The organism is Mycobacterium spongiae, from assembly GCF_018278905.1.
Classification (GTDB): domain Bacteria; phylum Actinomycetota; class Actinomycetes; order Mycobacteriales; family Mycobacteriaceae; genus Mycobacterium; species Mycobacterium spongiae.
Window position 1 is genome coordinate 4,120,214 of record NZ_CP046600.1, and the last position, 26,435, is coordinate 4,146,648.

The 26,435-nt window shown below is 64.9% G+C and carries 21 protein-coding genes; 11 read left to right on the forward strand and 10 right to left on the reverse strand.

Annotated elements, in window-relative coordinates:
* Nucleotides 1-435, forward strand: coding sequence for an HIT family protein (locus F6B93_RS16690; protein ID WP_211696069.1), 435 nt, complete (start codon nucleotides 1-3; stop codon nucleotides 433-435).
* 4 nt (nucleotides 436-439) lie between these two features.
* Complete coding sequence (locus F6B93_RS16695) at nucleotides 440-898, forward strand: nitroreductase family deazaflavin-dependent oxidoreductase (RefSeq protein ID WP_211696070.1); 459 nt, start codon at nucleotides 440-442, stop codon at nucleotides 896-898.
* A 75-nt stretch (nucleotides 899-973) separates the two neighbouring features.
* Here F6B93_RS16695 and F6B93_RS16700 read toward each other — a convergent pair whose 3' ends face one another.
* The 4 genes from F6B93_RS16700 to F6B93_RS16715 all read right to left on the reverse strand — a co-directional run bounded on the left by F6B93_RS16700 (nucleotide 974) and on the right by F6B93_RS16715 (nucleotide 4,433).
* Nucleotides 974-1,225, reverse strand: coding sequence for a hypothetical protein (locus F6B93_RS16700; RefSeq protein ID WP_211696071.1), 252 nt, complete (start codon nucleotides 1,223-1,225; stop codon nucleotides 974-976).
* Nucleotides 1,226-1,376: 151 nt separating this feature from the next.
* On the reverse strand, nucleotides 1,377-2,420 hold the full coding sequence (locus tag F6B93_RS16705; RefSeq protein ID WP_211696072.1) for an LLM class flavin-dependent oxidoreductase: 1,044 nt from the start codon (nucleotides 2,418-2,420) through the stop codon (nucleotides 1,377-1,379).
* Nucleotides 2,421-2,474: 54 nt separating this feature from the next.
* Complete coding sequence (locus F6B93_RS16710; protein WP_211696073.1) at nucleotides 2,475-3,602, reverse strand: FAD-binding protein; 1,128 nt, start codon at nucleotides 3,600-3,602, stop codon at nucleotides 2,475-2,477.
* Between the two features lie 3 nt (nucleotides 3,603-3,605).
* Nucleotides 3,606-4,433, reverse strand: coding sequence for a uracil-DNA glycosylase (locus F6B93_RS16715; protein WP_211696074.1), 828 nt, complete (start codon nucleotides 4,431-4,433; stop codon nucleotides 3,606-3,608).
* A 71-nt stretch (nucleotides 4,434-4,504) separates the two neighbouring features.
* On the opposite strand from F6B93_RS16715, the gene tap reads away from it, so the two are divergent.
* The 4 genes from tap to F6B93_RS16735 all read left to right on the forward strand — a co-directional run bounded on the left by tap (nucleotide 4,505) and on the right by F6B93_RS16735 (nucleotide 9,085).
* On the forward strand, nucleotides 4,505-5,758 hold the full coding sequence (gene tap / locus F6B93_RS16720) for a multidrug efflux MFS transporter Tap (RefSeq protein ID WP_211696075.1): 1,254 nt from the start codon (nucleotides 4,505-4,507) through the stop codon (nucleotides 5,756-5,758).
* A 32-nt stretch (nucleotides 5,759-5,790) separates the two neighbouring features.
* Nucleotides 5,791-7,158, forward strand: coding sequence for an FAD-binding oxidoreductase (locus F6B93_RS16725; RefSeq protein WP_211696076.1), 1,368 nt, complete (start codon nucleotides 5,791-5,793; stop codon nucleotides 7,156-7,158).
* A gap of 104 nt (nucleotides 7,159-7,262) precedes the next feature.
* The gene (locus tag F6B93_RS16730) at nucleotides 7,263-8,492 is read left to right on the forward strand and encodes a cytochrome P450 (protein WP_211696077.1); all 1,230 of its coding nucleotides are present in this window, start codon (nucleotides 7,263-7,265) and stop codon (nucleotides 8,490-8,492) included.
* Nucleotides 8,492-9,085: a TetR/AcrR family transcriptional regulator gene (locus F6B93_RS16735; RefSeq protein ID WP_211696078.1), complete on the forward strand. Its 594-nt coding sequence runs from the start codon at nucleotides 8,492-8,494 to the stop codon at nucleotides 9,083-9,085. Before F6B93_RS16730 ends, F6B93_RS16735 begins: the two co-directional genes overlap by 1 nt.
* Here the strand turns inward: F6B93_RS16735 and F6B93_RS16740 are convergent.
* The 3 genes from F6B93_RS16740 to F6B93_RS16750 form a co-directional block, all read right to left on the reverse strand.
* Nucleotides 9,057-9,773 (reverse strand): siderophore-interacting protein, encoded by a 717-nt coding sequence (locus tag F6B93_RS16740; protein WP_211696079.1) that lies wholly within the window; start codon nucleotides 9,771-9,773, stop codon nucleotides 9,057-9,059. The genes F6B93_RS16735 and F6B93_RS16740 overlap by 29 nt on opposite strands.
* A gap of 78 nt (nucleotides 9,774-9,851) precedes the next feature.
* Nucleotides 9,852-10,991, reverse strand: a complete 1,140-nt coding sequence (locus F6B93_RS16745) for an acyltransferase family protein (protein ID WP_211696080.1) — start codon at nucleotides 10,989-10,991, stop codon at nucleotides 9,852-9,854.
* A complete protein-coding gene (locus tag F6B93_RS16750) occupies nucleotides 10,988-12,661 on the reverse strand; it encodes a DEAD/DEAH box helicase (protein ID WP_211696081.1) in 1,674 nt (557 codons plus the stop codon). Before F6B93_RS16750 ends, F6B93_RS16745 begins: the two co-directional genes overlap by 4 nt.
* 68 nt (nucleotides 12,662-12,729) lie before the next feature.
* Here F6B93_RS16750 and F6B93_RS16755 point away from each other — a divergent pair, with 68 nt between their 5' ends.
* Nucleotides 12,730-13,338, forward strand: a complete 609-nt coding sequence (locus F6B93_RS16755; protein ID WP_211696082.1) for an LppP/LprE family lipoprotein — start codon at nucleotides 12,730-12,732, stop codon at nucleotides 13,336-13,338.
* Between the two features lie 40 nt (nucleotides 13,339-13,378).
* Nucleotides 13,379-16,801 (forward strand): TM0106 family RecB-like putative nuclease, encoded by a 3,423-nt coding sequence (locus F6B93_RS16760; RefSeq protein WP_211696083.1) that lies wholly within the window; start codon nucleotides 13,379-13,381, stop codon nucleotides 16,799-16,801.
* A gap of 10 nt (nucleotides 16,802-16,811) precedes the next feature.
* Here the strand turns inward: F6B93_RS16760 and F6B93_RS16765 are convergent, their stop codons facing one another.
* Nucleotides 16,812-18,584 (reverse strand): MFS transporter, encoded by a 1,773-nt coding sequence (locus F6B93_RS16765; RefSeq protein WP_211696084.1) that lies wholly within the window; start codon nucleotides 18,582-18,584, stop codon nucleotides 16,812-16,814.
* 221 nt (nucleotides 18,585-18,805) lie between these two features.
* Here F6B93_RS16765 and F6B93_RS16770 point away from each other — a divergent pair, with 221 nt between their 5' ends.
* The 3 genes from F6B93_RS16770 (at nucleotide 18,806) to F6B93_RS16780 (ending at nucleotide 24,401) form a co-directional block, all read left to right on the forward strand.
* Nucleotides 18,806-19,573, forward strand: coding sequence for a hypothetical protein (locus F6B93_RS16770; protein WP_211696085.1), 768 nt, complete (start codon nucleotides 18,806-18,808; stop codon nucleotides 19,571-19,573).
* Nucleotides 19,574-19,721: 148 nt separating this feature from the next.
* On the forward strand, nucleotides 19,722-23,423 hold the full coding sequence (locus F6B93_RS16775) for a multifunctional oxoglutarate decarboxylase/oxoglutarate dehydrogenase thiamine pyrophosphate-binding subunit/dihydrolipoyllysine-residue succinyltransferase subunit (RefSeq protein ID WP_211696086.1): 3,702 nt from the start codon (nucleotides 19,722-19,724) through the stop codon (nucleotides 23,421-23,423).
* A 141-nt stretch (nucleotides 23,424-23,564) separates the two neighbouring features.
* Nucleotides 23,565-24,401 (forward strand): SDR family NAD(P)-dependent oxidoreductase, encoded by an 837-nt coding sequence (locus F6B93_RS16780; protein ID WP_211696087.1) that lies wholly within the window; start codon nucleotides 23,565-23,567, stop codon nucleotides 24,399-24,401.
* Nucleotides 24,402-24,425: 24 nt separating this feature from the next.
* Here F6B93_RS16780 and F6B93_RS16785 read toward each other — a convergent pair whose 3' ends face one another.
* Nucleotides 24,426-25,298, reverse strand: coding sequence for a glycine betaine ABC transporter substrate-binding protein (locus F6B93_RS16785; protein ID WP_211696088.1), 873 nt, complete (start codon nucleotides 25,296-25,298; stop codon nucleotides 24,426-24,428).
* Between the two features lie 6 nt (nucleotides 25,299-25,304).
* Nucleotides 25,305-26,294 carry a malate dehydrogenase gene (locus F6B93_RS16790; protein ID WP_211696089.1) on the reverse strand — a complete coding sequence of 330 codons (990 nt, stop codon included), beginning with the start codon at nucleotides 26,292-26,294 and terminating at the stop codon, nucleotides 25,305-25,307.
* Nucleotides 26,295-26,435 lie beyond the last annotated feature (141 nt).

Consider the following 26,435-nt stretch of genomic DNA (forward strand, 5'->3'; position numbering starts at 1 on the left):
ATGTCCTGCGTGTTCTGCGCGATCATCGCTGGCGAGGCCCCGGCGATCCGGATCTACGAAGACGACAGCTATCTCGCGATCCTCGATATCCGACCGTTCACCCGCGGGCACACTCTGGTGCTGCCTAAACGGCACTCGGTGGACATCACCGACACCCAGCCGGAAACCTTGGCCGGCATGATCACCGTCGGCCAATTGATCGCTCGCGCCGCACGCGCCACGGAACTGGCCGACGCAACGAACATTGGCATCAACGACGGCCCAGCCGCGTTTCAGACGGTGTTCCACATTCACTTGCATGTGTTGCCACGACGCACTGGAGACAAACTGGCGGTTGCCCGCGGGATGATGCTGCGCCGCGACGCCAACCGGGAAGCGACCGGTGCCATCCTGCGGGAGGCGGTGGCGCGGATCGACGCTAGTCAGTCAGACTGAACCCATGAGCAACCTCACGACGTTCGAGAAGCTGGTGGGCGTACCGATTTTGCGTCTGCACGACAAGATCTACCGCAAGACCCAAGGGCGGATCGGACACCGGATTCCCGGAGGTCCCCCGAGCCTGCTGCTGCACACGGTCGGCGCCAAGACCGGAGCAGCGCGGACCACTTCGCTGTCGTATGCGATTGACGGCGACTCCTATCTGATCGTCGCATCCAATGGTGGCGACGAGCGCTACCCAGGCTGGTACCACAACTTGCGCAAGCGCCCGGAATGCGAAATCAACGTCGGCCCTAAGCGATTCGCCGTGACCGCGCGGCGTGTCACCCCCGACGACGCCGACTATGCCAAGATGTGGCAATTGGTGAACGAGAACAATTCGAACCGGTACTCGAGCTACCAAAGCCGTACGGCGCGGCCAATCCCCATCTTCGTGCTGACCAAGAACAGCAGCAGCTAGTGGCGGCCCCGGCCTGAAGCTGCTCAACCCAGCTCATTGGCCGGCGGCGTCACGGCCATTCGCGGGAATCCACGTTCACGCATAGAGGCAGTGTGGAAACTCTGCCTCAAGAACCGCGATGGCCGTGCGGCCCGTGGTGGTGCCCATCCCTGATAGGCCTGGCACCCGTTTCTGGAGATCGGCGTCATCGAGAGCGGCGACAACGGCGGTAACGGCGACGTCGCCGCCGTTGGGTGGTTGCGCGAACACAGCTTCAGCGCCGAGGACACCAAAGCCGGTCAACACCGCGACGAGGGGCACAACTATCCAGTCTGGCAGTCGTTTCACGATCTGCTCCTTGTAGGTGGGCACATCTGGCGTGGTGCGTCTACCTTCGCTGGCCAATGTGAGATCCGGTCGAGATGATGATGAGAGGTCTCTCATGTAGGGGCCTGATCGATCGTTGCGTGACTGAAGGGTCACCCGCGGGCGTCGCCAACTAGAACAGCTCCTTCGCCAGCAGCTCCAGCGTCGCGACCCGGGCCGGGGCGGTACGCGGGTCGGTGCCGCGGTGGGCCGACGCGACTGGATGCACCATTACCTCGTCGACGTCGAACTGCTGGGAAAGCGCCCGCACTTGTTCGGCGGCCTCCGCTGGTGAGCCGACCACGGCGCGTTCGAGTCCACTGTCTACGATGCGCCGCTGTTGCGGGGTCAGCTCCGCAAAGCGCGCCTCCTGAACAAGCCGCACCGGCCCCAGCGGCTGGCCGGTTCGCAGCTGGGCCATCAGCTGCAGGTTGGGCAATATCAATGCCGTTGCCTCGTCGCGTGTTTCGGCGACTGCGGCATTCACCGTCAGGAATGTCATCGGCTCGGTCGCCAGACCACTGGGCACGAACCGGGAGCGGTACCAGTCGAGTGCTTCCTGGGTCCCGTTGCCGGAGAAGTGATGGGCGAACACATACGGCAGCCCCTTCGCTGCAGCCAGGTGCGCCGAGTACATCGACGACCCCAATAGCCACAGCCGCGGTGCGGTGATCGCGGCCGGGGTGGCCTTGAGGCTGTAGTCCCCGGAACGCAGCGGCACGCGCACGCCACTGGGGCTCATCAGTGCGACCACGTCGTCGAGATAGTCCGGGAAATTCGCAACGTCTCGATCCTGTTCGGCTGGCGAGCGACCGCCACGCAGCGCGTACGACGTCACCGGATCCGAGCCCGGTGCACGACCGATTCCCAGGTCGATCCGGCCGGGCGCTGCGGCTTCGAGCAGGGCGAATTGCTCGGCCACCGCCAGCGGCGCATGATTGGGCAGCATCACACCACCAGACCCGAGTCGCACGCGTGAGGTCTGAGATGCGAGGTAGGCGATCAGCACGGGCGGGCTGGTGGCACCCACGGACGCCATATTGTGGTGTTCGGCAACCCAGTAGCGCGTGAAACCTAGGCGGTCCGCAGCCTGGGCCAGCGCCACGGTGGCCGCTAGTGCGTCACCGGTCGCCTGGTCGGTGCGCACCGGGACGAGATCAAGAACGGAAAGGCGCACGATCGCGTCAACGCCTGCGGCGACGTGTTCGTTCCCGTCCCCAGTCGGACCCGGTCAGTATTCCTCGAGCGTGAGCGAGTGCACGACGCGTTCGAAGTCCTCCTCGGGTATCGGGTCGCCGCCGGGGATGTTGTCGGTGGCCAGCCATTGGTTGCGCTCGACGTAGCCGCTGAATTCGGCGTAGTAGTTGGCCAAGCCGCGCTGGTAATCCGCACCCGCTCTCGTGAGTTCGCCAGCCAGGATGTAGGCGCCCAGCAGCGCGACACTGGTCCCCTGACCCGACAGCGGCGAACAGCAATATGCGGCGTCGCCGACCAGTGTGACCCTGCCTTTCGACCAGTGATCCATGACGATTTGTGACATCTCATCAAAGTAGAAGTCCGGTGCGGACTTCATGTAGTGCAACAGTTGCGCGCGCACCCAGCCGTCCTCGATCATTCGCCGTTCCAGCTCGGCGAATTGAGCCGCGGTGTCGCGGTAGTCGATCTGCAGTTCAGTGTCCATGAACGCCAACGCAGCTCGCGCCTCGGTGTTGTTGCGCGCGCTGTAAACGCCGGCCATGGTCGAGTCGCCATAGTGCCATTTCTGCCAGTAGTCCAACTCGAGGAAGTTGGGCACCGTGAAGATCGCAGCGTGCGTGCCCAATCTCTTCAGGAATTGTTCCTCGGTCCCGAAAACCAACCCGCGCACGTTGGAATGCAATCCGTCGGCACCGACGACGAGGTCAAAGCTGCGGGCGTCGGCGCGCTCGAAAGTCACCCCGACCGCGCTGCCGTCATCGTCCAGCGCGGCGATGCTGTCGTCGAAGAGGTATTCGGTTGCGTCTTGGGTTGCGCCGTAAAGCAATTCGAGCAGATCGTCGCGCAACAACTCGATGTTGGGGTTGTCGATCGGACCGCCGGTAGGCGTCGACTCGGTGTCCCGGGACAGCTCGTTGCCATCGCGATCGACGACCGAGGCACCGCGAATGCCCGTCTTCATCTCCTCGGCGGCCTCCAGCAACCCCATGCGTTCCAGGACCGTCAATGCGGGACCACGAACGTCGATCGCCTGGCCGCCCGGCCGGAGTCCGGGGTGGCGCTCCACCACGGTGACCGAATAGCCTTGCTGTCCAAGCCAATACGCTGCGGCGGTACCGGCTACGCTGGCACCGGAAACCAGCACCTCCTGAACCGTTGTCACTGTCTACCCAATTCCTGCCAGTTTCTTGGCGTCGCGGAAAACGTCGTCGAGCATTGCCGGAGTCAACCTACCGGTGAACATATTCTGCTGGCTGGGGTGGTAGCAGCCGAGCAGATCTACACCGGCCGGCAACTCCGCGACGACCCCGTGGCCGAACCGCGGCTTGCGCTTGCCAACCTCTCCCGGCAAGCGCAGGGCGATCTGCCAGGCAAAACCCCCGAGGGCAACGATCACCCGGACGTGATTGGCCACCAGGCGCCATTCCGCCTGCAACCAGGGCCAGCACGTCTCGCGTTCAACCGGAGTCGGCGCGTTGCCCGGGGGCGCGCACCGCACGGGCGCGGTGATCCGAATCTGGTTGGCTGCCAATCCGTCCGCGGCATCGACGCTGATCGGTGAGTTCACCAGGCCGGCCCGGTGCAAGGCGGCATACAACTGATCCCCGGACCGGTCACCGGTGAACATCCGTCCCGTCCGGTTGGCCCCATGGGCAGCCGGTGCGAGCCCAACGATCAACAGCCGCGGCCGCTGCGATCCCCAGCCTGGCACCGGCCGTCCCCAGTACGGCTGGTCGGCAAAGGCGCGCCGCTTGACGTCGGCGACGTCCTCACGCCAGGCGACCAGCCGCGGACAAGCCCGGCACACACTGGCCGCCGCGTTCAGCTCCGGGATGGAGCCGGCTCTGCCGGCCAGCAACGACACCTGCCCCGCATCGGCGGCCACCGGGGTCTGCGGCGTCGCGGGATCACCCGGCCAGCCGCTCCCCGGGCCGACCGGGGAATCGAACGGCTGACCAGTATTCGGATGCGGGAGCACACAACCATCCTGCACGCGGGGCTCGGCGGCCGCGAAAATCGGTGGCTCCGATAGGTGGTTGGCACTACATTCAGCCGCGATATGCCATGAGAAACAACAACCGCAGCCCTGCGTTACTCATCCTCTTCGCGACGCTCATGACTGCCGCGGGTGATGGTGTTTCGATCGTCGCGTTCCCGTGGCTGGTATTGCAGCACCACGGCAGTGCCGGGCAGGCGTCGATCGTCGCGAGTGCGACCATGCTGCCATTGCTGTTTTCCACACTGGTCGCCGGTACCGCGGTCGACTACTTCGGGCGTCGCCGGGTATCGATGGTGGCCGACGCGCTCTCAGGTGCGGCGGTGGCCGGCGTCCCCATCGTGGCCTGGGCGTATGGCTCCGACGCGGTCAATGTGGCGGTCCTCGCGGTGTTGGCGGCCGCTGCCGCCGCCTTCGACCCGGCGGGGATGACCGCTCGCGACTCGATGCTGCCCGAAGCGGCCGCCGAGGCGGGCTGGTCGCTGGACCGCATCAACAGCGCCTATGTGGCGATCCTCAACCTGGCCTTTGTCGTCGGTCCGGGGGTCGGCGGCCTGATGATCGCGACGGTTGGCGGCACCACCACGATGTGGATCACCGCAGCAGCGTTCGGGATGTCGATCCTCGCGATCGCCGCATTGCAACTCGAAGGCGCCGGGACGCCGCAACCGGACACACGGCCCGAAGGATTGGTGTCCGGGATCGCCGAAGGACTGCGTTTCGTCTGGAACCTGAAGGTGTTGCGCACACTCGGATTGATCGACCTGACCGTCACCGCGCTCTACCTGCCTATGGAGAGCGTGCTGTTCCCGAAGTACTTCACTGACCGGCAGCAACCAGCCCAGCTGGGGTGGGCGTTGATGGCGCTCGCCGGCGGCGCCACAGTCGGCGCAGTGGGCTACGCCGTGATGTCGGGGCACGTGCGCCGCCGCGCAACCCTACTGACGGCGGTTCTCGTCCTCGGCGTGGCATCGATGGTCATCGCGTTCCTGCCGCCGTTGCCGGTCATCCTGGTGTTGTGCGCCGTGGTCGGCCTGCTCTTCGGGCCCATCCAGCCGATCTACAACTACGCGATACAGACCCGGGCACCGCAGTATCTACGCGGCCGGGTGGTGGGCGTGATGACGTCACTGGCCTATGCGGCCGGCCCCTTGGGCTTGTTACTGGCCGGCCCGCTGACCGACGCAGCGGGACTACACGCCACGTTTCTCGCGTTGGCACTGCCGATCGTCGTTACCGGGCTGATCGCTATCCGGCTACCAGCGCTGCGCGAATTGGATCCAGCGCCCGAGCAGGATGTCAGCCAGCCGTCGCCGCGGTAGCGGTGCCAGTCACGACCCGTAGGATCGGCGCAGTGAGTACAGGTGTGCTGGCGGACTTGATCGCCGGACTGCCCGACGGGATGGTGGTCACCGACCCCGCCGTGACCGAGGGCTACCGGCAAGACCGCGCTCTAGATCCTGCGGCCGGCAAGCCGCTGGCAGTCGTTCGGCCACGGCGTACCGAAGAAGTGCAGACCGTGCTGCGCTGGGCCAGCGCCAACCAGGTGCCGGTGGTGACCCGGGGAGCCGGTAGCGGCCTATCCGGCGGGGCGACCGCGCTCGACAACGGGATCGTGCTGTCCACCGAAAAGATGCGCGACATCACCGTCGACCCGATTACCCGCACCGCGGTGTGTCAGCCCGGCCTGTTCAACTCCGAGGTGAAGCAGGCCGTAGCCGAACACGGCCTGTGGTACCCGCCCGATCCGTCGTCATTCGAGATCTGCAGCATCGGCGGAAACATCGCTACCAACGCCGGCGGGCTCTGCTGCGTGAAGTATGGCGTCACCACCGACTATGTGCTGGGCATACAGGTGGTCCTGGCGGACGGCACGGCGGTCCGGTTGGGCGGCCCGCGGCTCAAGGACGTCGCCGGCCTGAGCCTGACGAAGCTGTTCGTCGGCAGCGAAGGCACGCTGGGCGTGATCACCGAAGTGACCCTCAAGCTCCTACCCGCGCAAAATGCGTCGAGCATTGTGGTGGCTAGCTTCGCGTCGGTACAGGCGGCGGTCGACGCGGTGCTCGGGGTGGCCACCCGCATCCGGCCCGCGATGCTCGAGTTCATGGATTCAGTGGCCATCAACGCCGTCGAGGACACCTTCCGGATGGACCTGGACCGCGGTGCGGCTGCCATGCTGGTCGCCGGCTCCGATGAGCGTGGCCGCGCGGGAACCGACGACACCGAATTGATGGCCTCCGTATTCGCCGACAACGGCGCCACAGATGTGTTCTCGACCGACGACCCTGACGAGGGCGAGGCGTTTGTCGCCGCTCGGCGGTTTTGCATCCCGGCGGTCGAGAGCAAGGGATCGCTGTTGTTGGAAGACGTCGGCGTGCCACTGCCCGCCCTGGGCGAACTAGTCACCGGGATCGCGCACATCGCCGACGAGCGGGACCTGATGATTTCGGTGATCGCCCACGCCGGCGACGGCAATACCCACCCACTGCTGGTGTATGACCCCGCAGATACAGCGATGATGGAACGCGCCCATCTCGCCTACGGGGAAATCATGGACCTGGCCGTGGGTCTCGGCGGCACAATCACCGGTGAGCATGGCGTCGGCCGGTTGAAGCGGCCGTGGCTGGCCGGCTATCTAGGTCCCGAGGCCATGGACCTGAACCAGCGCATCAAGAATGCGTTGGATCCCCAGGGCATCCTCAATCCGGGCGCGGGAATCTAGATCCGTTGCGCCGCGGGTGAGCCACCTGACGGCCCACCGACTGTCGTGTCGTGAGTTTTACGCCAACGATTGACAGAGCGGCTAGTGCATCTTATAAACGAGACATGGCGCTTTTGATGTCTCATCCGTTTCGGCTGGCTACTGCGGAAACCTGGCCGAATCCTTGGCCGATGTACCGGGCGCTGCGCGACCACGACCCGGTGCACCATGTTGTTCCGCCGGAAAAACCCGACCACGACTACTACGTGCTATCCCGGCACGCCGATGTCTGGGCGGCGGCCCGCGACCATGAGACGTTCTCCTCCGCACAGGGGCTGACCGTCAACTACGGCGAGCTGGAACTGATCGGGCTGCAGGACAACCCACCGATGGTGATGCAAGATCCGCCGGTGCATACGGAGTTTCGCCGGCTAGTGTCGCGTGGGTTCACCCCCCGAAAGGTCGAGGCGGTGGAGCCAAAGGTCCGACAGTTCGTCGTCGAGCGGATCGAGAACCTGCGAGCCAACGGTGGCGGTGACATCGTCACCGAGCTATTCAAGCCGCTGCCGTCGATGGTGGTGGCGGATTATCTCGGCGTACCCGAGGAGGATCGCACACAGTTCGACGGATGGACGCAGGCCATCGTCGCGGCCAACACTGCCGAGGGTGGCATCGCGGGCGCGGTGGAAACCGTCGGCGATGCGGTGGGGTCGATGATGGCCTACTTCAGCGGGCTGATCCAACGGCGCCAAGCCGAGCCCGAGGACGACACCATCTCGCACCTCGTCGCTGCCGGCGTCGGTGCAAACGGCGACATCGCCGGAACGCTGTCGATATTGGCATTCACGTTCACGATGGTCACCGGCGGCAACGACACCGTCACCGGAATGCTCGGCGGCTCAATGCCGTTGCTGCACCAGCGGCCGGACCAGCGTCAGCTGTTGATCGACGACCCGGATAGCATCCCCGACGCCGTCGAGGAGCTGCTGCGGCTTACCTCGCCCGTCCAGGGCCTGGCACGAACCGTGACGCGCGACGTCACGATTGCCGGGACCACCGTCCCAGCCGGTCGCCGGGTGCTGCTGCTCTACGGGTCCGCCAACCGCGACGAACGCCAATACGGCGCGGATGCAAGCGAACTCGACGTAACGCGGCGCCCGCGCAATATCCTCACCTTTAGCCATGGTGCGCACCATTGCTTGGGCGCCGCGGCCGCGAGGATGCAGTCTCGGGTGGCGCTGACAGAGCTGCTGTCCCGGTGTCCGGAGTTCGAGGTCGACGAGTCGGCGATCGTGTGGGCCGGCGGCAGCTATGTTCGGCGCCCGCTGTCGGTGCCGTTCCTGGTGGAGTCCTGATGGCCGGTAACGATTGGCTGGCCGGCCGACGAACCGAGATGGCCGCAGACCGGATCCTCGACGCCGCCGAGGAGCTATACATCGAGCATGGCCCGGCGTCGATCGGCATGAACGAGATCGCAAAGGCCGCCGGCTGCTCGCGTGCGACGCTATACCGGTATTTCGAAAACCGGGAGGCGCTGCGGACGGCCTACGTGAACCGCGAGACGCTCCGGCTCTTCGCCGAAATCCAACAACGGATCAGCGACGTCGACTCGCCAAGCGAAAGACTCATCGTCGCTGTCGCCACGGCACTGAAGATGGTTCGCGACAGCCCCGCATTGACGGCGTGGTTTGCTGCTACCCGCGAGCCAATCGGCGGCGAGATGGCCGGCCAGTCCGAGGTGATCATCGCGGTAGCCAGCGAGTTTCTCCGCGCCGCGGGGCCGGGCGAAGAAGCCACTCTGCAACGCCGTGCCCGTTGGTTGATCCGGATGATCACATCACTGCTGATGTTCCCCGGTCGTGACGAAGCCGACGAGCGAGCCATGCTCGAGGAGTTCGTCGCACCCAGCGTCCTGCCAGTCAGGCCATCCAATAGGCTTGTGCCTTAATGGATTTCCGCGGAATTCCGTAGTCGTCGCGGAGAACCTTGGCCACCGGGCGGGTAGTGCGGTTGCTGCAGGCTACCCAGCCGAAGTGGTCACCTGCGTCGAACGCCGCCGAACGCACCGCCTCTAGCAGCGAATCACCGTCGTTCCTGCGGTCCACCCAGATGACATCGGTTTCGCGCGCCACGGGCAGGGACTTGTCGTCGTCGTAGCACGCGCCCAGGAAGACGCGCGCCGGCGCGTCCCCAATCGACTTCAGCAGTGAGTTGATCGCGGGCAGCGAGGCGGTGTCACCGACGATGACATACCCGGTCGGCGGCGGGTCCGGAATGGCGAACTTGCTGCCCAGCACGGTCGCCTCGATCGTGTCGCCGGGCCGCGCGGCGCGCGCCCATTGCGACGCGATTCCGTCGTGCAATGCGAACTCGACGTCCAGGGTGCCGGCGGACGGATCGGGGTCTACCAGCGTGTAGCCGCGTTGGTGGAGCTTGTCGCCGTTTGCGAACCACATGCGGATCCACATGGTGGGATGCACGCGATGCTCGTCGAGCATTCCACCGTCGTCGAAGCTCAACCTCAAGTACTGGGGGCTGATCTCGCGTCGACCGGTCACGGTGAGTCGGTAGTCCCCGGCGCGCAGCAGCTTCAGCACCGTCCCATGCCACCCCCGTGACGGCTTGTGTTCAGTCATCCGTCCTGACACTCCTCAAAGCTTCGCCATCATCGCGTTGACTTAGGACAGGGTAACCTACCTAATGGACGGCCCTCGTCAGCTGCGCACCCGCGTGAAGCGATGCAACAACCACGCCAAGGGGATCGTCAGCACCATCGTCGCGACAAAGACGTTGAGCATCGAACCGGTATAGACCCGGTACCGGACCACGTCGACCATTGCGATCTCCATCGTCACAAGATGGATGAGGAAGATCTCGTAGGAGATCTCGCCAAGCCACACCATCGGCCGACTGGCCAGCAACCGCGAATACCAACCCTGGTCCCCCAGGGCCAGTGGAGCCACCGCTAGCGCGGCGATCACGGCATAGAAGCCGTTCTTGACCAGTGCCTCGCCCAGCGCAGTGGGCGACGTCGTGGGTGCGCCGGCGATTGGGGTGGCGACGATGAAGTAGCAAACAACCGCGAGCGGAATTGCCGCGAGCGCATAGCAGCGCACGCCCATCGCCTGGAGCACGGCCAGGATCATGCCGCCGATGAACCAGGAAAGATAGGTCGGCAGCCACAGCCGGGCACCGTCGGGCAGCCAATGCGTTGCGTGCAGCCCGATCAACCAGGCCGGGCTTAGCGCCGCCATCCCGAGCAATGCGGCAAGCATCGGTACCGGCCGCCAAACCCGGCGGCATACCAGCACCACCAGCACGTAGGCCAGCACAGGCAGCGCTACATAGAACGCGACCTCCACCGCCAGGCTCCACATTTGGGTCAGCCCCTGGTGCAGATACGAACCGAGGTAGCTATCGGTGTAGATCTGGGTGAGTGTGAGGTTGCGGAATAGCCCTGCCCACGTGTGCCCGGGGTTTGGCCCAGCCGTGCGGAAGTGGTAGACGGCGTAGGCCGCAAGAACGGTGACGAGGTAGGCGGGCATAATTCGCCGAACTCGGTGCCAGGAATAGCGACTCAGCGATGGCGGCGGAGCGCCTGTCGCCAGTGAGTTGACCCACGGGCGGAATAGCAGGAAGCCGGACAACACAAAGAAGATCGGCACCCCGATCTCCAGGCGCGCGGACACCAGGCCCCAATAGCCGTGGGTGTACTTGCCGGTGCTGTATGCCGCGTGGGTGCCGACAACCAGGAGGGCGGCTACCGCACGGATCCCGGTCAGCGAAGCGACCCGGTCCACGCGGGAGATCTGCTCGAGGCCGCCCTGGGCGTCTTCGGCTTTCGACAGGGTCATCCGATGCGTTTCCGACGTGGTTTGCCGCTGTGTGGCCGGAGGTTGATCAACACACCCGAGATACGCGTTTGACCAAGCTTTTTGAGCGTTGCGCGGGGAAGTTGTGCCGGCAACTCGACCAATGAGAAATCTGGGCCGATAGTGATCTGGCCAAAATCACTGCGGTGCAGTCCGCCCTCGTTGGCAATGGCTCCTACAATTGCGCCCGGACCAATCTTGTGCCTTTTGCCGACTGCAACGCGGTAGGTCGTGAAAGCTCGTCCGCGTCTTGGTTTTTCGCGGAGTGATCGCCGGTCGTTCGGACTGTTCTTCTCGCGCTTGGGCGGCGGCTCGGGCGCCATCAAGAATGCCTCGCCATCGTGGGACTGCACGGCTAGCGCAGCGGCGATGTCGGCCATCGGAACGTCGTGTTCGCGTTCATAATCTTCGACCAGCTTGCGAAAAAGCTGGACCCCTGGACGTGCCAGGGCGTGCGTGATGGAATCGGCGAATCTCGCTACTCGCTGGGCGTTGACATCCTCGACGGTCGGCAGCTCGACCTGAGCCAGTGTTTGCCGGGTAGCTTTCTCGATCGCTTGGAGCAGGTGGCGTTCCCGTGGTGACACGAACAACAGCGCATTTCCCGAACGCCCAGCCCGCCCGGTGCGTCCGATCCTATGTACGTAGGACTCGGCATCGTGCGGGATATCGTAATTCAGCACATACGATATCCGGTCCACGTCGAGCCCGCGGGCGGCGACATCGGTAGCGACCAGGATGTCGATCCCGCCCTCTCGGAGCGCTGTGATAGTCCGTTCCCGCTGCACCTGCGGAATATCGCCGTTGATGGCTGCTGCGGAAAAGCCTCGGGCACGAAGCCTTTCGGCTACCTGCTCGGTCGCTTGTTTGGTGCGGACGAAGACGACCATCGCCTCGAACTGCTCTACTTCAAGGATCCGCGTCAAGGCGTCCATTTTGCGCGGACCTGCAACCTGGATATAGCGCTGCGAAATATTCTCAGCTGCACCGGCTTTCGCTTCTGATGCGACTTCCAGCGGGTCGTGCAGATACTTGGCGGTGATTTTTCGGATAGCGCGCGGCATGGTCGCAGAGAACAACGCGACTTGCTTGTATTCCGGGGTCTCGGACAAGATGCGTTCCACCTCTTGGGCAAAACCCATGGCGAGCATCTCGTCGGCCTCATCGAGTACCAGGTAGTCCACCCGCGAGAGGTCCAGCGTGCCGCGTTCGAGGTGGTCGATCACCCGACCAGGCGTTCCGACCACCACCTGCGCGCCCCGTTTGAGACCGGACAGTTGTCTGGCGTAGGACGAGCCGCCGTAGATCGGCAGCACATTGAGCTGCGGTAGATGAGCCCCATACCGGCTCACCGCCTCGGCAACCTGCAAAGCGAGCTCACGCGTGGGGGCCAATACCAGCGCTTGAGTTGTTGTGCTGGTGACGTCGATCTTGGACAGGAGCGGAATCGCGAAGGCGGCCGTCTTGCCGGTGCCGGTCTGCGCCAGTCCCACCACGTCAGAACCCGCCATCAGCGCGGGGATCGTCGCCGCCTGGATGGCGGTCGGCGACTCGTAGCCCACGTCCGCGATCGCTTGCAAGACACCCCGATGAATCTGTAGGTCGGCAAACCTGTCACGGGGTGGCGCGGGCGAGTTCTCCGGGGTGGCCATCAGGACATGGAGTTTAGTGGTGACCATCCGGCCACGCCTGACACACCTGCCAGCCCGGTGCAGGTACCGTGCGCGGTGTGTGGTCGCTCTCCTCCCGAGCCGCGCCACTGATATGCGTGTCTGCGGCATTGGTGACAGCGGCGCTGACCAGCTGCGGCTCAGGGGACTCGACGGTCGCGAAAACCCCGGAAGCCACAACGACCCCGTCAACTGCCACGTCCGACCCGCCGAATAGCCCAACGAACACGCCGTCCGCGACGGCCGAACCCCCCACCAGCAGCGATCCGCCGGTTGACCCGTGTGCGGTCAATCTCGCCTCGCCGGCGATCGCACGGGTCGTCTCCGAACTACCCCGCGATCCGCGCAGCGAGCAGCCGTGGAACCCCGCACCGCTGGCCGGCAACTACAACGAGTGCGCTCAGCTATCGGCGGTGGTCATTCAGGCCAACACACACACCGACAATCCCGCCACTCGGGCGGTGCTGTTCCATCTCGGCAAGTTCATCCCCGAGGGGGTGCCCGATACCTACGGGTTCAACGGAATCGACCCATCGCAATGCACCGGCGACACGGTGGCGTTGACATATCCCAGCGGTATCAGCGGGCTGGGCAGCGTGGTGAAGTTTCGATGGAATGGCAGTGGCGTCGAGCTGATCGGCAACGCCGCGGGCAGCTAGTCGTGCGGGCACGGCGGCACTGCGGCCTAGAGTTGCTGCTGTGTTCGTCGCCGACAACACCGTGCTCACCAGCGCTACGGATCTGGCTACCGCCGCTGATTGCCAATACAGCCTGCTTCGGGCCTTCGATGCGAAAATGGGCCGCGGCCCGGCCGCCCACGATTCCGATGAGCTGCTCGCACGTACCGCCCTACTGGGTACCGAACACGAACGACGCCGACTCGACCAGCTGCGTAACCGGTTCGGCTGCGGCGTCGCCGTCATTGGGCGACCGGCATTTACCCTCGCCAGCCTTGCCGCCGCCACCGAGGCGACCCAGCGTGCCATTGCCAACGGCGCCCTTGTCGTGTATCAGGCCGCAATGCTCGACGGTCGCTTCGTAGGATTTGCCGACTTCCTGATCCGGGACGGCGAACGCTATCGAGTCACGGATACCAAGCTGGCCCGCTCACCCAAGGTCAGTGCGCTGCTGCAACTGGCGGCCTACGCCGACATGCTGACCCGCTCGGGCGTACCAGTGGCCGACGATGTCGAGCTGGAACTCGGCGACGGCACGGCGCTGCGCTACCACGTTGCTGATCTCATCGGCGTCTATCGCACTCAGCGCGCGGCAGTACAACAGCTACTCGACGACCACTATGCCGGTGGCACCCCGGTGCGCTGGGAAGACGAGCGAGTCGGGGCTTGCTTCCGGTGTGATCTCTGCACCGAACAGTTGCGCAAGAACGACGATCTGCTGCTGGTCGCGGGTATGCGAGTCGCCCAACGCGAAAAGCTGCTCGAGTCCGGCATCAGCACGATCACGGGGCTGGCAGACCACACGGGTCGTGTGCCCGATATGACACCCGGTGTCTTGAACAGACTCACCATGCAGGCCAAACTGCAAGTACTGCAACGTAATACCGGTAGGCCGCAGTACGAGGTCGCCGACCCGCAGCCGCTCGCACTGTTGCCCGAGCCGAACGCCGGCGACCTGTTCTTCGACTTCGAAGGCGATCCATTGTGGACGGCCGATGGCCGCGAGTGGGGCCTGGAGTATCTGTTTGGTGTGTTGGAAGCGGGGCACAAGGGAGCCTTCCGGCCGCTGTGGGCACACGACCGCGCAGCCGAGCGCAAAGCGCTGACGGACTTCCTGGCGATCGTTGCCAAACGTCGTCAACGCCACCCCAACATGCACATCTACCACTACGCGCCGTACGAGAAGACGGCCCTGTTGCGGCTCGCCGGACGGCATGGAGTCGGTGAGGACGCCGTCGACGAGCTGCTGCGCACCGGCGTCTTGGTTGACCTGTACCCGCTAGTACGCAAGAGCCTCCGAGTAGGTGCGGAGTCGTTCAGTTTGAAAGCGCTAGAGCCGCTCTACCTGGGAACCATGCTTCGGTCCGGGGAAGTCACCACCGCGGCCGACTCGATCACTTGCTATGCGCGATACTGCGAGCTGCGCGCAACCGGGCACACCGACGACGCGGCAACGGTGCTCAAGGAGATCGAGGACTACAACCAATACGACTGTCGGTCGACACGCGCCCTGCGCGACTGGCTAGTGATGCGTGCGTGGGAATCGGGCATCACACCCATTGGCGTACAACCGGTTGGCCACCGCGACGAGAGCGAAGACCGCGACCAGTTGGCTGCTACCTTGTCGACCTTCGGCGGAGACACGGCGGGTGAAGACCGGGCACCACATCAGACCGCGGTGGCTCTGGTGGCTGCCGCCCGCGGCTACCACCGCCGCGAGCACAAACCCTTCTGGTGGGCGCACTTCGACCGGCTGAACTATTCTATCGACGAATGGGCATACGACACAGATGTTTTCGTGATCGACGATGCGTCTGTCGCGGTCGACTGGCACACGCCTGCGCGAGCGCGCAAGCCACAGCGACGGGTACGGCTGACCGGAAAACTCGCGCGCGGCGAGCTGAAACGAAGTGTATTCGCGCTCTACGATCCGCCGGCTCCGCCCGGCATGGCCGACGACCCCGACCGTCGCGCCGCGGGCCACGCCGAGGTCGTCGACGTCGACGATCCCGCGCTGCCCAACGAAGTTCTACTTCTCGAGCGAACCGGTAAGGACGGCAAAACATTTCACCAGCTGCCGGTCGCACTCACGCCCGGGCCACCCGTGTCGACGACGATCTTGCGAAACTCGATCGAGGCTACCGCGGCCGGCGTGGCGGCCAGCCTTCCACAACTACCTCGCACGGCAGTGATCGACGTGCTGCTACGGCACCCACCGCGCACGTATGGCGGCAGCGCGCTATCCCGCGGTACCGACATCGTCGCGGACATCACGGCAAGCGTGCTGGACCTGGACTCGTCGTACCTGGCGGTGCATGGACCCCCGGGGACAGGTAAGACACACACCGCCGCCCGCGTGATCAGCCGATTGGTCGCGCAGCATGCCTGGCGGATCGGCGTTGTCGCACAATCGCACGCGACAGTGGAGCACCTGTTGGACTGTGTGATCGATGCCGGATTGGATCCCGGGCACGTCGCCAAGAAGCGCTACGACCACACCAATCCGCGCTGGCGGGAGATCGACGCAACTGAGTACCCGGCGTTCATCGCCGACCACGCGGGGTGCGTCGTTGGCGGTACCGCTTGGGATTTCGCCAATGCGAACCGTGTTGCGCCCGGCGCCCTGGATCTCCTGGTGATCGACGAAGCAGGCCAGTTCTGTTTGGCGAACACGATCGCTGTGGCGCCAGCGGCCACCAACCTCCTGCTCCTCGGTGACCCACAGCAATTGCCGCAAGTCAGCCAGGGCACTCATCCCGAACCTGTTGACGTCTCAGCGCTGGATTGGCTGCTCGATGGGCAACGCACCCTGCCCGACGAACACGGCTACTTCCTCGACCGCTCGTACCGGATGCACCCGGCGGTCTGCGCGGCGGTCTCCGGACTGTCGTACGAAGGCAGACTGCAATCCCACACCGCGACCACCGCAGCGCGGCAGCTGAGCGGATATCGCCCCGGGGTGCATGTGATCAACGTTGATCACCAGGGTAATTCGACCGAAAGCCCCGAAGAAGCCGCGGCATTACTCGCCGCGATCGGGCCCCTGGTGGGCTCGTCGTGGACCGATGAACACGGCACCCGCGCGTTGGAGGCCTCCGACCTGCTGGTATTGGCTCCGTACAACGCGCAGGTGGCCCTGCTGCGCCACACGTTCGCATCCGCTGGCCTGGACCGGGTTCGAGTCGGCACCGTCGACATGTTCCAGGGCGGGCAAGCGCCGGTGGTCTTCGTCTCGATGACGGCATCGTCTGCCGATACCGCAGCGCGCGGAATCTCTTTTCTGCTCAACCGGAATCGGCTCAACGTCGCCATCAGCCGAGCACAGTATGCGGCAGTGATAGTGCGTTCAACCCAGCTGACCCGCGAGCTGCCCAGCACCCCCGCCGGCCTGGTCGACCTGGGCGCATTCCTGGCGCTAACATCGGACGGGGTGTTGACCGCCTGACGTAGCGTCGCTATCTGCCCGACGAATGTCGACCATGGCTGGCGGGCCCATCGAGATCGAGAGGTTGCAGAAACTCAGCGATCGGGCGACCTCGCTGCTCATCATCGATGTGAGAGCCGTTGTGGGCAACGACAATCGGTTCAGCCCGCGGCGCGCCCGACGGGATCCCGGCATCCGGCGCGAGGTCGCTGTCGTGGGAACGCCGTAGCACACACTCGACATGGTCATCGCCGTCGCAGCCAACATCCACAATGCCGTCGTCGGCCTCGGCTGCCGGTTCCCGGGCAATCACCAAGGTGCCAGCGCCAACCAGGAAGAGCGCGGCAACGATCCCGAAGACAGCGACGAATGCCGGCAGCAACATCGACTGCGACATCGCCGCCGAGAAGGGTGCCCGCAAGAACACGGGCAGTTGCAGGGTGGTAGCCGCCCGGGGGACCTGCCCGGCACTGGGTATCGGCATCTCCGCGCTGATCCGCGACGTCATGAACGCGGCCATGCCAGCGCTGCCGAGCACTGCACCAAGCTGCCGGGTGCCGTTGTACACGCCCGAACCCGCCCCGGCTAGGTGGGACGGCAGGTTGCGAGTAGCGGTGGTGGTCAGCGGCGACCAGATGAACGCCATCGCGACACCCATCGCAGCCAGTGGCAGTGCCAGCCGCCAGATCGGCGTGGTGGGGTCCATCTCCAGGGCGAGCCACGTCAGCGAGACCGCTAGCACGGAAAAGCCGGAACCGAGCACGAGCAGCGGATGAAAACGGTCCGCGACCATGCCGCCCAACGGGGCGAACCCGCCGCTGGTGATCGCCAGCGGCGCGATCAATAGGGCCGAGCGGGTCGGCGATAATCCGCACACCGCTTGCGCGTAGAACATCAGCGGCAGCATCGTCGCTGTCGTCGCGAACGCGCTGATGGCCACCCCGGCGTTGCACAGACTGAAGTCGCGGTCACCGAAAATCTCGAGCGGAATCAGCGGCTCGCGGCCGCTGATCGACTGCCAATACACAAACGCCCACATGAACCCGACTCCGGCGACGAGTACCGCCCAAATCCACGGCGCCCAGTGGGCGGATTGCCCTTCCTGCAGCCCGAACACCACCAGAAACATCCCTAGGCCCGACAATCCCACGCCCACGAGGTCCAACCGGTGAACGTGGGTGGGCAAGACGGGAACCCACCGCATGGCTAGCGCCACGGCGACGATGCCGACGGGCACATTGATAAAGAAGATCCACTGCCAACCGAGCCCGTCGACGAGCCCGCCGCCGGCCAACGGCCCAACCAGGCTGGCGAGGCCGGCGGTAGCACCCCACACGCTCAGCGCCGTCCCGCGTCGGTGCGCGGGGAAGATCCGGGTGATGGTCGACAAGGTCTGCGGAGTGAGCAACCCCGCTCCGACACCCTGGACGACCCGGGCCGCGATGAGCATCGCCGCCGTGCCCGACAGACCGCACCACAATGATGAAGCCGTGAACACGACCAGCCCGATCAAGTACAGATTCTTCGGGCCGAAACGGTCACCGAGGCGGCCGGCGACCAGCAATACCACCGCAAATCCCAGCAGGTAGGCGCTGGTCACCCAGACCACCGTCGCGTAACTCATCTGCAACTCGACCATCAGGGTTGGATTGGCAATCGTGACGATGTTCGAGTCGAGCATGATCATGAAGAAACCGATCATCATCGACCACAACGCGGTCCACGGGTTTCCGACGCGAGCGAACTGGTCCGAACTCAAGTCCGCGCGTCGCTCGCCCCGTGGTTCCGCGAACGTCGTGATCATGAACGAACCTCGTTTCGCATCCCCACCAAGTCACCGGGGGAGCCACTGCGCCTCGGCGCGCAGCAGAGCGACCCCCGGTGCCGCCGGCCATTGTCCAGCCTGCATTATTCCGGGTCATGCAAGCGCCAATGCCAGCCAGATCGCGAGGAGTAACTCAGCTCGGCACGCATAGCCTTGAACTGGCGCTAGCCTAAGATGATGCCATTGCCAGGAGAGGCACTATGAACGCCCGACGAACCAGATCACGGCCTAGCTCCGAGCCCACCTCATATTCAGGGTTGCCAACCGGACGGCCCAAAGCGTCCGCGCGAGCATTGGCGCAGATCATCGAACGTAGCGCCCATGTCCAGGGCCCGGCGGCGGAGGCCTATGTGGCCCGATTGCGCCGCGCCCATCCCGGCGCAGGCCCTGCCGACATCATCGACAAGCTGCAAAAGCGTTACTTGGCGGCGGTCACAGCCAGCGGGGTCGCGGTGGGTGCGGCGGCGACGATTCCGGGTATCGGCACGTTGAGTGCGTTGTCTGCAGCCGCGGCAGAAACCGTGGTGTTCCTGGAGGCCACCGCCCTGTTCGTGCTGGCTCTCGCGGTCGTGCACGGCATTCCCGCCGACCACCGGGAACGACGCCGTGCCCTGGTGTTGACGGTGTTGGTCGGCGACAACGGCAAGCACGCCGTCGCCGAATTGATCGGTCCGGCCCGCACTAACGGCGGGTGGCTGGCGGAAGGAATGGCCACGCTGCCACTGTCGTCGATGTCGCGGTTGAACACGAGGCTGCTCAAATACGTCGTCAAGCGCTACACCTTGCGTCGCGGCGCGCTGCTGTTCGGCAAGCTGTTGCCAGTCGGCATCGGCGCACTGGTAGGCGCCATCGGCAACTACCTGGTGGGCCGCAAGATTGCCCGCAACGCCAGCATGGCGTTCGGCGACCCGCCGGCGCGCTGGCCGGTCACCTTGCACCTGCTACCGCCGGTGCACGAAGCCAGCTAGCGCACGGGTGCCGGTCTCGCTGGCTAGCTGCCGCTGAAGCGTTAGCCTTTAGTGGGCGGGCACTGGCGTTTCCGGACCCAGACGAGCACTTAGACGAGCACCTAGACGAGCACCGAGACGAGCAAAGGAATCGAGGCGAACGGCGGCCGTGAGCAACATAGGTTCACCATTCGGACAAAACGAATGGCTGGTCGAGGAGATGTACCGCAAGTTCCGCGACGACCCCTCGTCAGTCGATCCAAGCTGGCACGAGTTCTTGGTGGATTACAACCCCGAACAAGCCGCTGAGCCGACGCCTGCCAGCCAGGCACCCGGCGACGGGAAGCCCCCCACAGCACCCTCGACAGACAAGGCCGCCACCGCGCCGCCGGCAGAGCCCACGAAGCCCGCTGGTACGGCCGCCACCGGCAACGGCTCACCAGCCGCACCCGCGGCCAAGGCCGCCGCGCCCGCCGAGGGGGATGAGGTGCGGGTGCTGCGCGGTGCCGCGGCGGCCGTCGTCAAGAACATGTCCGCATCGCTGGACGTACCCACCGCCACCAGCGTCCGGGCGGTGCCAGCCAAGCTGTTGATCGACAATCGGATTGTCATCAACAACCAGCTCAAGCGCACCCGCGGCGGCAAGATCTCCTTCACCCATCTCTTGGGTTACGCATTGGTGCAAGCGGTCAAGAAATTCCCCAACATGAACCGCTACTACGCGGAGGCCGAAGGCAAACCCACGGCCGCCACGCCCGCCCACACCAATCTCGGCCTGGCGATCGACCTGCAGGGCAAAGACGGCAAACGTTCCCTGGTGGTGGCCGGCATCAAGCGGTGCGAGACGATGCGATTCGCGCAGTTCGTTACCGCCTACGAAGACATCGTCCGCCGCGCTCGCGACGGCAAGCTGACGGCGGAAGACTTTGCCGGCGTGACGATTTCGTTGACCAACCCGGGAACCATTGGGACCGTGCACTCAGTGCCGCGCCTGATGGCAGGCCAGGGCGCCATCATCGGCGTCGGCGCCATGGAGTACCCGGCCGAGTTCCAGGGGGCGAGCGACGAACGTATCGCCGAACTAGGTATCGGCAAGCTGATCACCCTGACCTCGACCTATGACCACCGCATTATCCAGGGCGCGGAGTCCGGCGACTTCCTGCGCACCATCCACCAAATGCTGCTTGCCGACGATTTCTGGGACGAGATCTTCCTCGAACTGGGGATTCCGTACCTGCCGGTGCGCTGGAGCACCGACAACCCGGACTCGATCGATGACAAGAGCGCCCGCGTCTTGAAGCTGATCGCCTCCTACCGCAACCGCGGCCACCTGATGGCCGACACGGATCCGCTGCGGTTGGACAAGACCCGGTTCCGCAGCCACCCCGACCTCGAAGTACTGACCCACGGCCTGACGCTGTGGGATCTAGATCGGGTCTTCAAGGTCAGCGGCTTCGCCGGCGCGGAGTACAAGAAGCTCCGCGACGTTCTGGGGCTGCTTCGCGACGCCTACTGCCGCCACATCGGTGTCGAGTACACCCACATCCTCGACCCCGAACAGAAGGAGTGGATGGAGCAGCGTGTCGAGACCAAGCACGTCAAACCCACTGTTGCCCAACAGAAATACATCCTGAGTAAGCTCAACGCCGCCGAGGCCTTTGAAACGTTCCTCCAGACGAAGTACGTCGGGCAGAAACGCTTCTCCCTGGAAGGCGCCGAAAGCGTCATCCCCCTGATGGACGCCGCGATTGACCAGTGCGCGGAACACGGCCTGGACGAGGTAGTTATCGGGATGCCACATCGCGGCCGGCTCAACGTGCTGGCCAACATCGTCGGCAAGCCTTACTCGCAGATCTTCACCGAGTTCGAAGGCAACCTGAACCCGTCGCAGGCCCACGGCTCGGGCGACGTCAAGTACCATCTGGGCGCCACCGGCACCTACATACAGATGTTCGGCGACAACGACATTGAGGTGTCGCTGACGGCCAACCCGTCACACCTGGAAGCCGTCGACCCGGTGCTGGAGGGTCTGGTACGGGCCAAACAGGATCTACTCGACCATGGAGCCGCGGACAGCGATGGCCAACACGCCTTCTCCGTGGTGCCGCTGATGTTGCACGGCGACGCCGCATTCGCCGGCCAGGGAGTGGTCGCCGAGACGCTGAACCTCGCCCGCCTGCACGGCTACCGTGTGGGCGGCACGATCCATGTCATCGCCAACAACCAAATCGGCTTCACCACCGCCCCTGAGCACTCCAGATCCAGCGAGTACTGCACCGATGTCGCGAAGATGATCGGGGCGCCGATTTTCCACGTGAACGGCGACGACCCGGAAGCGTGTGTTTGGGTGGCCCGGCTGGCCGTGGATTTCCGGCAGAAGTTCAAGAGCGATGTGGTCATCGACATGCTGTGCTACCGGCGCCGCGGACACAACGAGGGCGACGACCCGTCGATGACGAACCCGTACATGTATGACGTTGTGGATACCAAGCGTGGGGCTCGCAAGACTTACACCGAAGCCCTGATCGGCCGCGGCGACATCTCGATGAAAGAAGCCGAGGACGCGCTGCGCGACTACCAGGGCCAGCTGGAGCGCGTGTTCAACGAGGTTCGCGACCTGGAAAAGCACGGCGCTCTGCCCAGCGAATCGGTCGAGTCCGACCAGATGATCCCCGCGGGGCTGGCCACCGCGGTGGACAAGTCGCTGCTAGCCCGCATCGGCGACGCGTTCCTCGCCCTGCCGGACGGATTCACCGCGCACCCGCGAGTCCAGCCGGTTCTGGAAAAGCGCCGCGAGATGGCCTACGAGGGCAAGATCGACTGGGCCTTCGCGGAGCTGCTGGCGCTGGGGACGCTGGTGGCCGAGGGCAAGCTGGTACGGCTGTCAGGACAGGACACCCGGCGCGGCACGTTCTCCCAACGGCATTCGGTGATCATCGACCGCCACACCCGCGCGGAGTACACCCCGCTGCAACTGCTCGCGACCAGCACTGACGGCACACCCACCGGCGGAAAGTTCTTGGTCTACGATTCGCCGCTGTCGGAGTTCGCCGCGGTCGGCTTCGAGTACGGCTACACCGTGGGCAACCCGGACGCCGTAGTGCTGTGGGAGGCCCAGTTCGGCGACTTCGTCAACGGAGCACAGCCGATCATCGACGAGTTCATCAGTTCCGGGGAGGCCAAGTGGGGCCAATTGTCCAACGTGGTGTTGCTGTTGCCGCATGGACACGAAGGTCAGGGCCCTGACCACACGTCCGGCCGGATCGAACGGTTCCTGCAGTTGTGGGCCGAGGGATCGATGACCATCGCGATGCCGTCGACTCCGTCGAACTACTTCCACTTGTTGCGCCGGCATGCGCTCGACGGGATTCAGCGACCGCTGATTGTGTTCACACCGAAGTCGATGTTGCGCAACAAGGCGGCGGTCAGCGATATCAAGGACTTCACCGAGATCAAGTTCCGCTCGGTGCTTGAGGAACCCACCTTCGAGGACGGCGTTGGCGATCGGAGCAAGGTCAGCCGCATCCTGTTGACCAGCGGCAAGCTATATTACGAGCTGGCCAGCCGCAAGGCCAAGGAGAACCGCGACGACATCGCGATCGTCCGCGTCGAACAACTCGCCCCGCTGCCCAGGCGCCGACTTGATCAAACTCTGGACCGCTACGAGAACGCCAAACAGTTCTTCTGGGTGCAGGAAGAGCCTGCCAATCAGGGAGCGTGGCCGCGATTCGGCCTGGAGCTGCCCGAGCTGCTGCCCCGGCTCAGCGGAATCAAACGCATTTCACGCCGAGCGATGTCAGCCCCATCGTCGGGTTCGTCGAAGGTGCACGCCGTCGAGCAGCAGGAGATCCTCGACGCCGCGTTCGCCTAGCTAGCCCGGCGACGGCGAGCGCCGGAACGGCGCGAGTGAGGAGCCGGGCCATCGGGCCATCGGCACTAGCCCGGCGATACCGGGGACCGCTGGTACCGGTTAACCTCGATGGCAGCAGCACGGACACAAGGGAGGGTGCTCATGGAGGGGTTCGCCGGAAAAGTCGCCGTCGTTACCGGGGCTGGATCAGGCATCGGGCAGGCGCTGGCCATCGAGCTGGCACGGTCGGGTGCCAAGGTGGCGATCAGCGATGTCGACGTCGAGGGCCTGGCGCGTACCGAGGAACAGATCAAGGCAATCGGTGCGCCGGTCAAGGCGGACCGACTCGACGTCAGCGAGCGGGAGGCGTTCCTGGCCTACGCCGAAGCGGTCAACGAGCACTTCGGCAAGGTCAACCAGATCTACAACAACGCGGGTATCGCCTTCAGCGGCGATGTCGAGGTTAGCCAGTTCAAGGACATCGAACGAATAATGGACGTCGATTTCTGGGGCGTGGTCAACGGCACCAAAGCATTTCTGCCATTCCTCATTGCCTCCGGGGACGGCCACGTGGTCAATATCTCGAGTGTGTTCGGGCTGTTCGCGGTGCCGAGTCAGTCGGCGTACAACTCGGCCAAGTTCGCCGTCCGCGGGTTCACCGAAGCACTACGTCAGGAGATGCTGCTGGCAGGCCATCCAGTCAAGGTGACCACGGTGCATCCCGGTGGAATCAAGACCGCGATCGCTCGAAACGCTACCGCCGCCGAAGGACTGAACACCGCTGAGCTGGCCGACAGGTTCGACAAGACGGCCCGCACCAGCCCACGACGGGCCGCCCGCATCATCCTGGGAGCAGTACGCAAGAACAAGGCCCGCGTGCTGGTCGGCGCCGACGCCAAAATCTTGGACGTCATCGTGCGGCTGACAGGCTCGGGATACCAGCGGCTGATCATGCAGACGCTCGGCCGAATGACCCCGCGCACCACGAACAAGGAGTAACACCGACCCGGACTGTGCCGAGGGTTACTTGCCCAGCGGGTGCTCACCCAGCCATTCGTCGGCCACTGCCTGCGGCTTAGCACCTGCGCTGACCTGGCGTCGCATCTCGATGAGTGCCGCGGTGTCCAAAACGCCGGCTACCTCGTTGATGGCGAGCAGTTGACGTTCGTTGAGTTCATTGCGCCGATACAACGGAACCACATTCTGGGCTTGGACCAGCGCGGGTCGGCCGTCGGCCAAAACGACGAGGTCGTCGGGAGTATCGGGTGCGGCGGTGCTCGTCCACGCCACAGTCAGCTCCCCACCCCGCAGCGCCGCAAACATCACTGCACTATCCGAGTATTCGTGGGGTGGGGGCAGCGTGCAGGAGCCGACCCTGGCCGGAGGACGGACCCGGGCGGCCCTACCCACGACCAGCCCGTCACAATGACGCGGCAGCACGGCGAGCTCGCCGCTACCCCAGGCCATGGCGGTGTCCTCGGTGACCACCAGCGCGGGTTTGTCTTCGGCAGCGGTGGTGTAGTCACCTGCCGCGATGCCCTCGGGCAGCGCGGCCACCATGGCGCGGTAGACCAGGGCGTCGGACAACACACCCGCGCCGGGCTGCAACGCTTGCAAGACCTGGCCAGTGAAAGCCGGAACCACGATGAACTCGCCCGAGTCCAGTTTGGACATCGGGTCACCCGCAGTTTCAGCGCGCGCCGCGAACCCGTATGACCGCAACGCCGCGACGTAGACGTCGGCCAGCAGGATCGATTCGGATGCAGGTGCGGACCCAACAACCAGCTCCGGTGCCCTCCCGCGGCCGCCAGCATCACATCCAGCCACCACCAACGCCGCCACCACCAGCAACGGCGCGACCAACCTGCCAACGCTTACGGCCCCGGGCGTTGACACCAGCGCTTAGATCAGGCCGAGGTCAGTGACCGCGCTGCGCTCGTCGGCGAGCTCAGCGGTCGATTTGTCGATCCGGCCGCGGGAGAACGCATCGATCTCCAAGCCGCTGACGATCGTCCAGTCGCCGGCTTGGGTGGTCACCGGGAACGAGGAGATCAACCCCTCGGGGACGCCATAGGATCCATCGGAAACGACCGCCATCGAGACCCAATCATCGGCGGGCGAGCCGAGCAGCCAGTCGCGCGCGGCGTCGACGGTTGCCGACGCCGCCGAGGCGGCCGACGAAGCGCCGCGCGCATCGATGATCGCGGCGCCGCGCTTGGCGACGGTCGGGATGAAGTAGTCCTCGATCCAGGTTTGGTCACCCACGGCCTCGACCGCGTTCTTGCCCGAGACTTCGGCGTGGAATAAGTCGGGATACTGAGTCGCCGAGTGGTTGCCCCAGATCGTCATCTTCTTGATGTCGGTGACCGCGGCGCCGGTCTTGGTCGCCAGCTGCGAGATCGCCCGGTTGTGGTCGAGGCGCGTCAGCGCCGAGAACCGCTCGCGCGGGATGTCGGGCGCGTTGGTCATCGCGATCAACGCGTTGGTGTTGGCCGGGTTGCCGGTCACACCGACACGAACGTCATCGGCAGCGACCTCGTTGAGAGCCTTCCCCTGGGCGGTGAAGATCGCACCGTTGGCCTCGAGCAAGTCGCCGCGCTCCATCCCCGGGCCGCGCGGACGAGCCCCGACGAGCAGCGCCAAGTTCACCCCGTCGAAGATCTTGCCCGGATCCGAGCCGATTTCAACACCGGCCAACAATCTGAACGCGCAGTCATCGAGTTCCATGACCACACCCTCGAGCGCCTTGAGCGCGGGCTCGATTTCGAGCAGTCGCAGCTCGATCGGGCGGTCGGGGCCCAGCAGCGAGCCGCTGGCCAACCGGAACAACAGACTGTAGCCGATCTGACCGGCGGCGCCGGTGACGGCGACCTTGAGGGGACTAGCGCTCACGTCGGTTTGCTCCTTGTGGAGAGAGTCGTAGGTTCGGTAGAAGGAACATGCTCGGGGTCGAAACTAGCGCACCAGCGCCGAAGGACAATCTCCGGTCTGGCACCAGCACACACTCTCCCTACACTTCTGGCATCAATTGCT

Bases quoted from the DNA above. Each gene is read 5' to 3' on its own strand.
- F6B93_RS16690 (WP_211696069.1), top strand. From the start codon at position 1: ATGTCCTGCGTGTTCTGCGCGATCATCGCTGGCGAGGCCCCGGCGATC.
- F6B93_RS16695 (WP_211696070.1), top strand. From the start codon at position 440: ATGAGCAACCTCACGACGTTCGAGAAGCTGGTGGGCGTACCGATTTTG.
- tap (WP_211696075.1), top strand. From the start codon at position 4,505: ATGAGAAACAACAACCGCAGCCCTGCGTTACTCATCCTCTTCGCGACG.
- F6B93_RS16730 (WP_211696077.1), top strand. From the start codon at position 7,263: ATGGCGCTTTTGATGTCTCATCCGTTTCGGCTGGCTACTGCGGAAACC.
- F6B93_RS16735 (WP_211696078.1), top strand. From the start codon at position 8,492: ATGGCCGGTAACGATTGGCTGGCCGGCCGACGAACCGAGATGGCCGCA.
- F6B93_RS16740 (WP_211696079.1), bottom strand. From the start codon at position 9,773: ATGACTGAACACAAGCCGTCACGGGGGTGGCATGGGACGGTGCTGAAG.
- F6B93_RS16745 (WP_211696080.1), bottom strand. From the start codon at position 10,991: ATGACCCTGTCGAAAGCCGAAGACGCCCAGGGCGGCCTCGAGCAGATC.
- F6B93_RS16750 (WP_211696081.1), bottom strand. From the start codon at position 12,661: ATGGCCACCCCGGAGAACTCGCCCGCGCCACCCCGTGACAGGTTTGCC.
- F6B93_RS16765 (WP_211696084.1), bottom strand. From the start codon at position 18,584: ATGATCACGACGTTCGCGGAACCACGGGGCGAGCGACGCGCGGACTTG.
- F6B93_RS16770 (WP_211696085.1), top strand. From the start codon at position 18,806: ATGAACGCCCGACGAACCAGATCACGGCCTAGCTCCGAGCCCACCTCA.
- F6B93_RS16780 (WP_211696087.1), top strand. From the start codon at position 23,565: ATGGAGGGGTTCGCCGGAAAAGTCGCCGTCGTTACCGGGGCTGGATCA.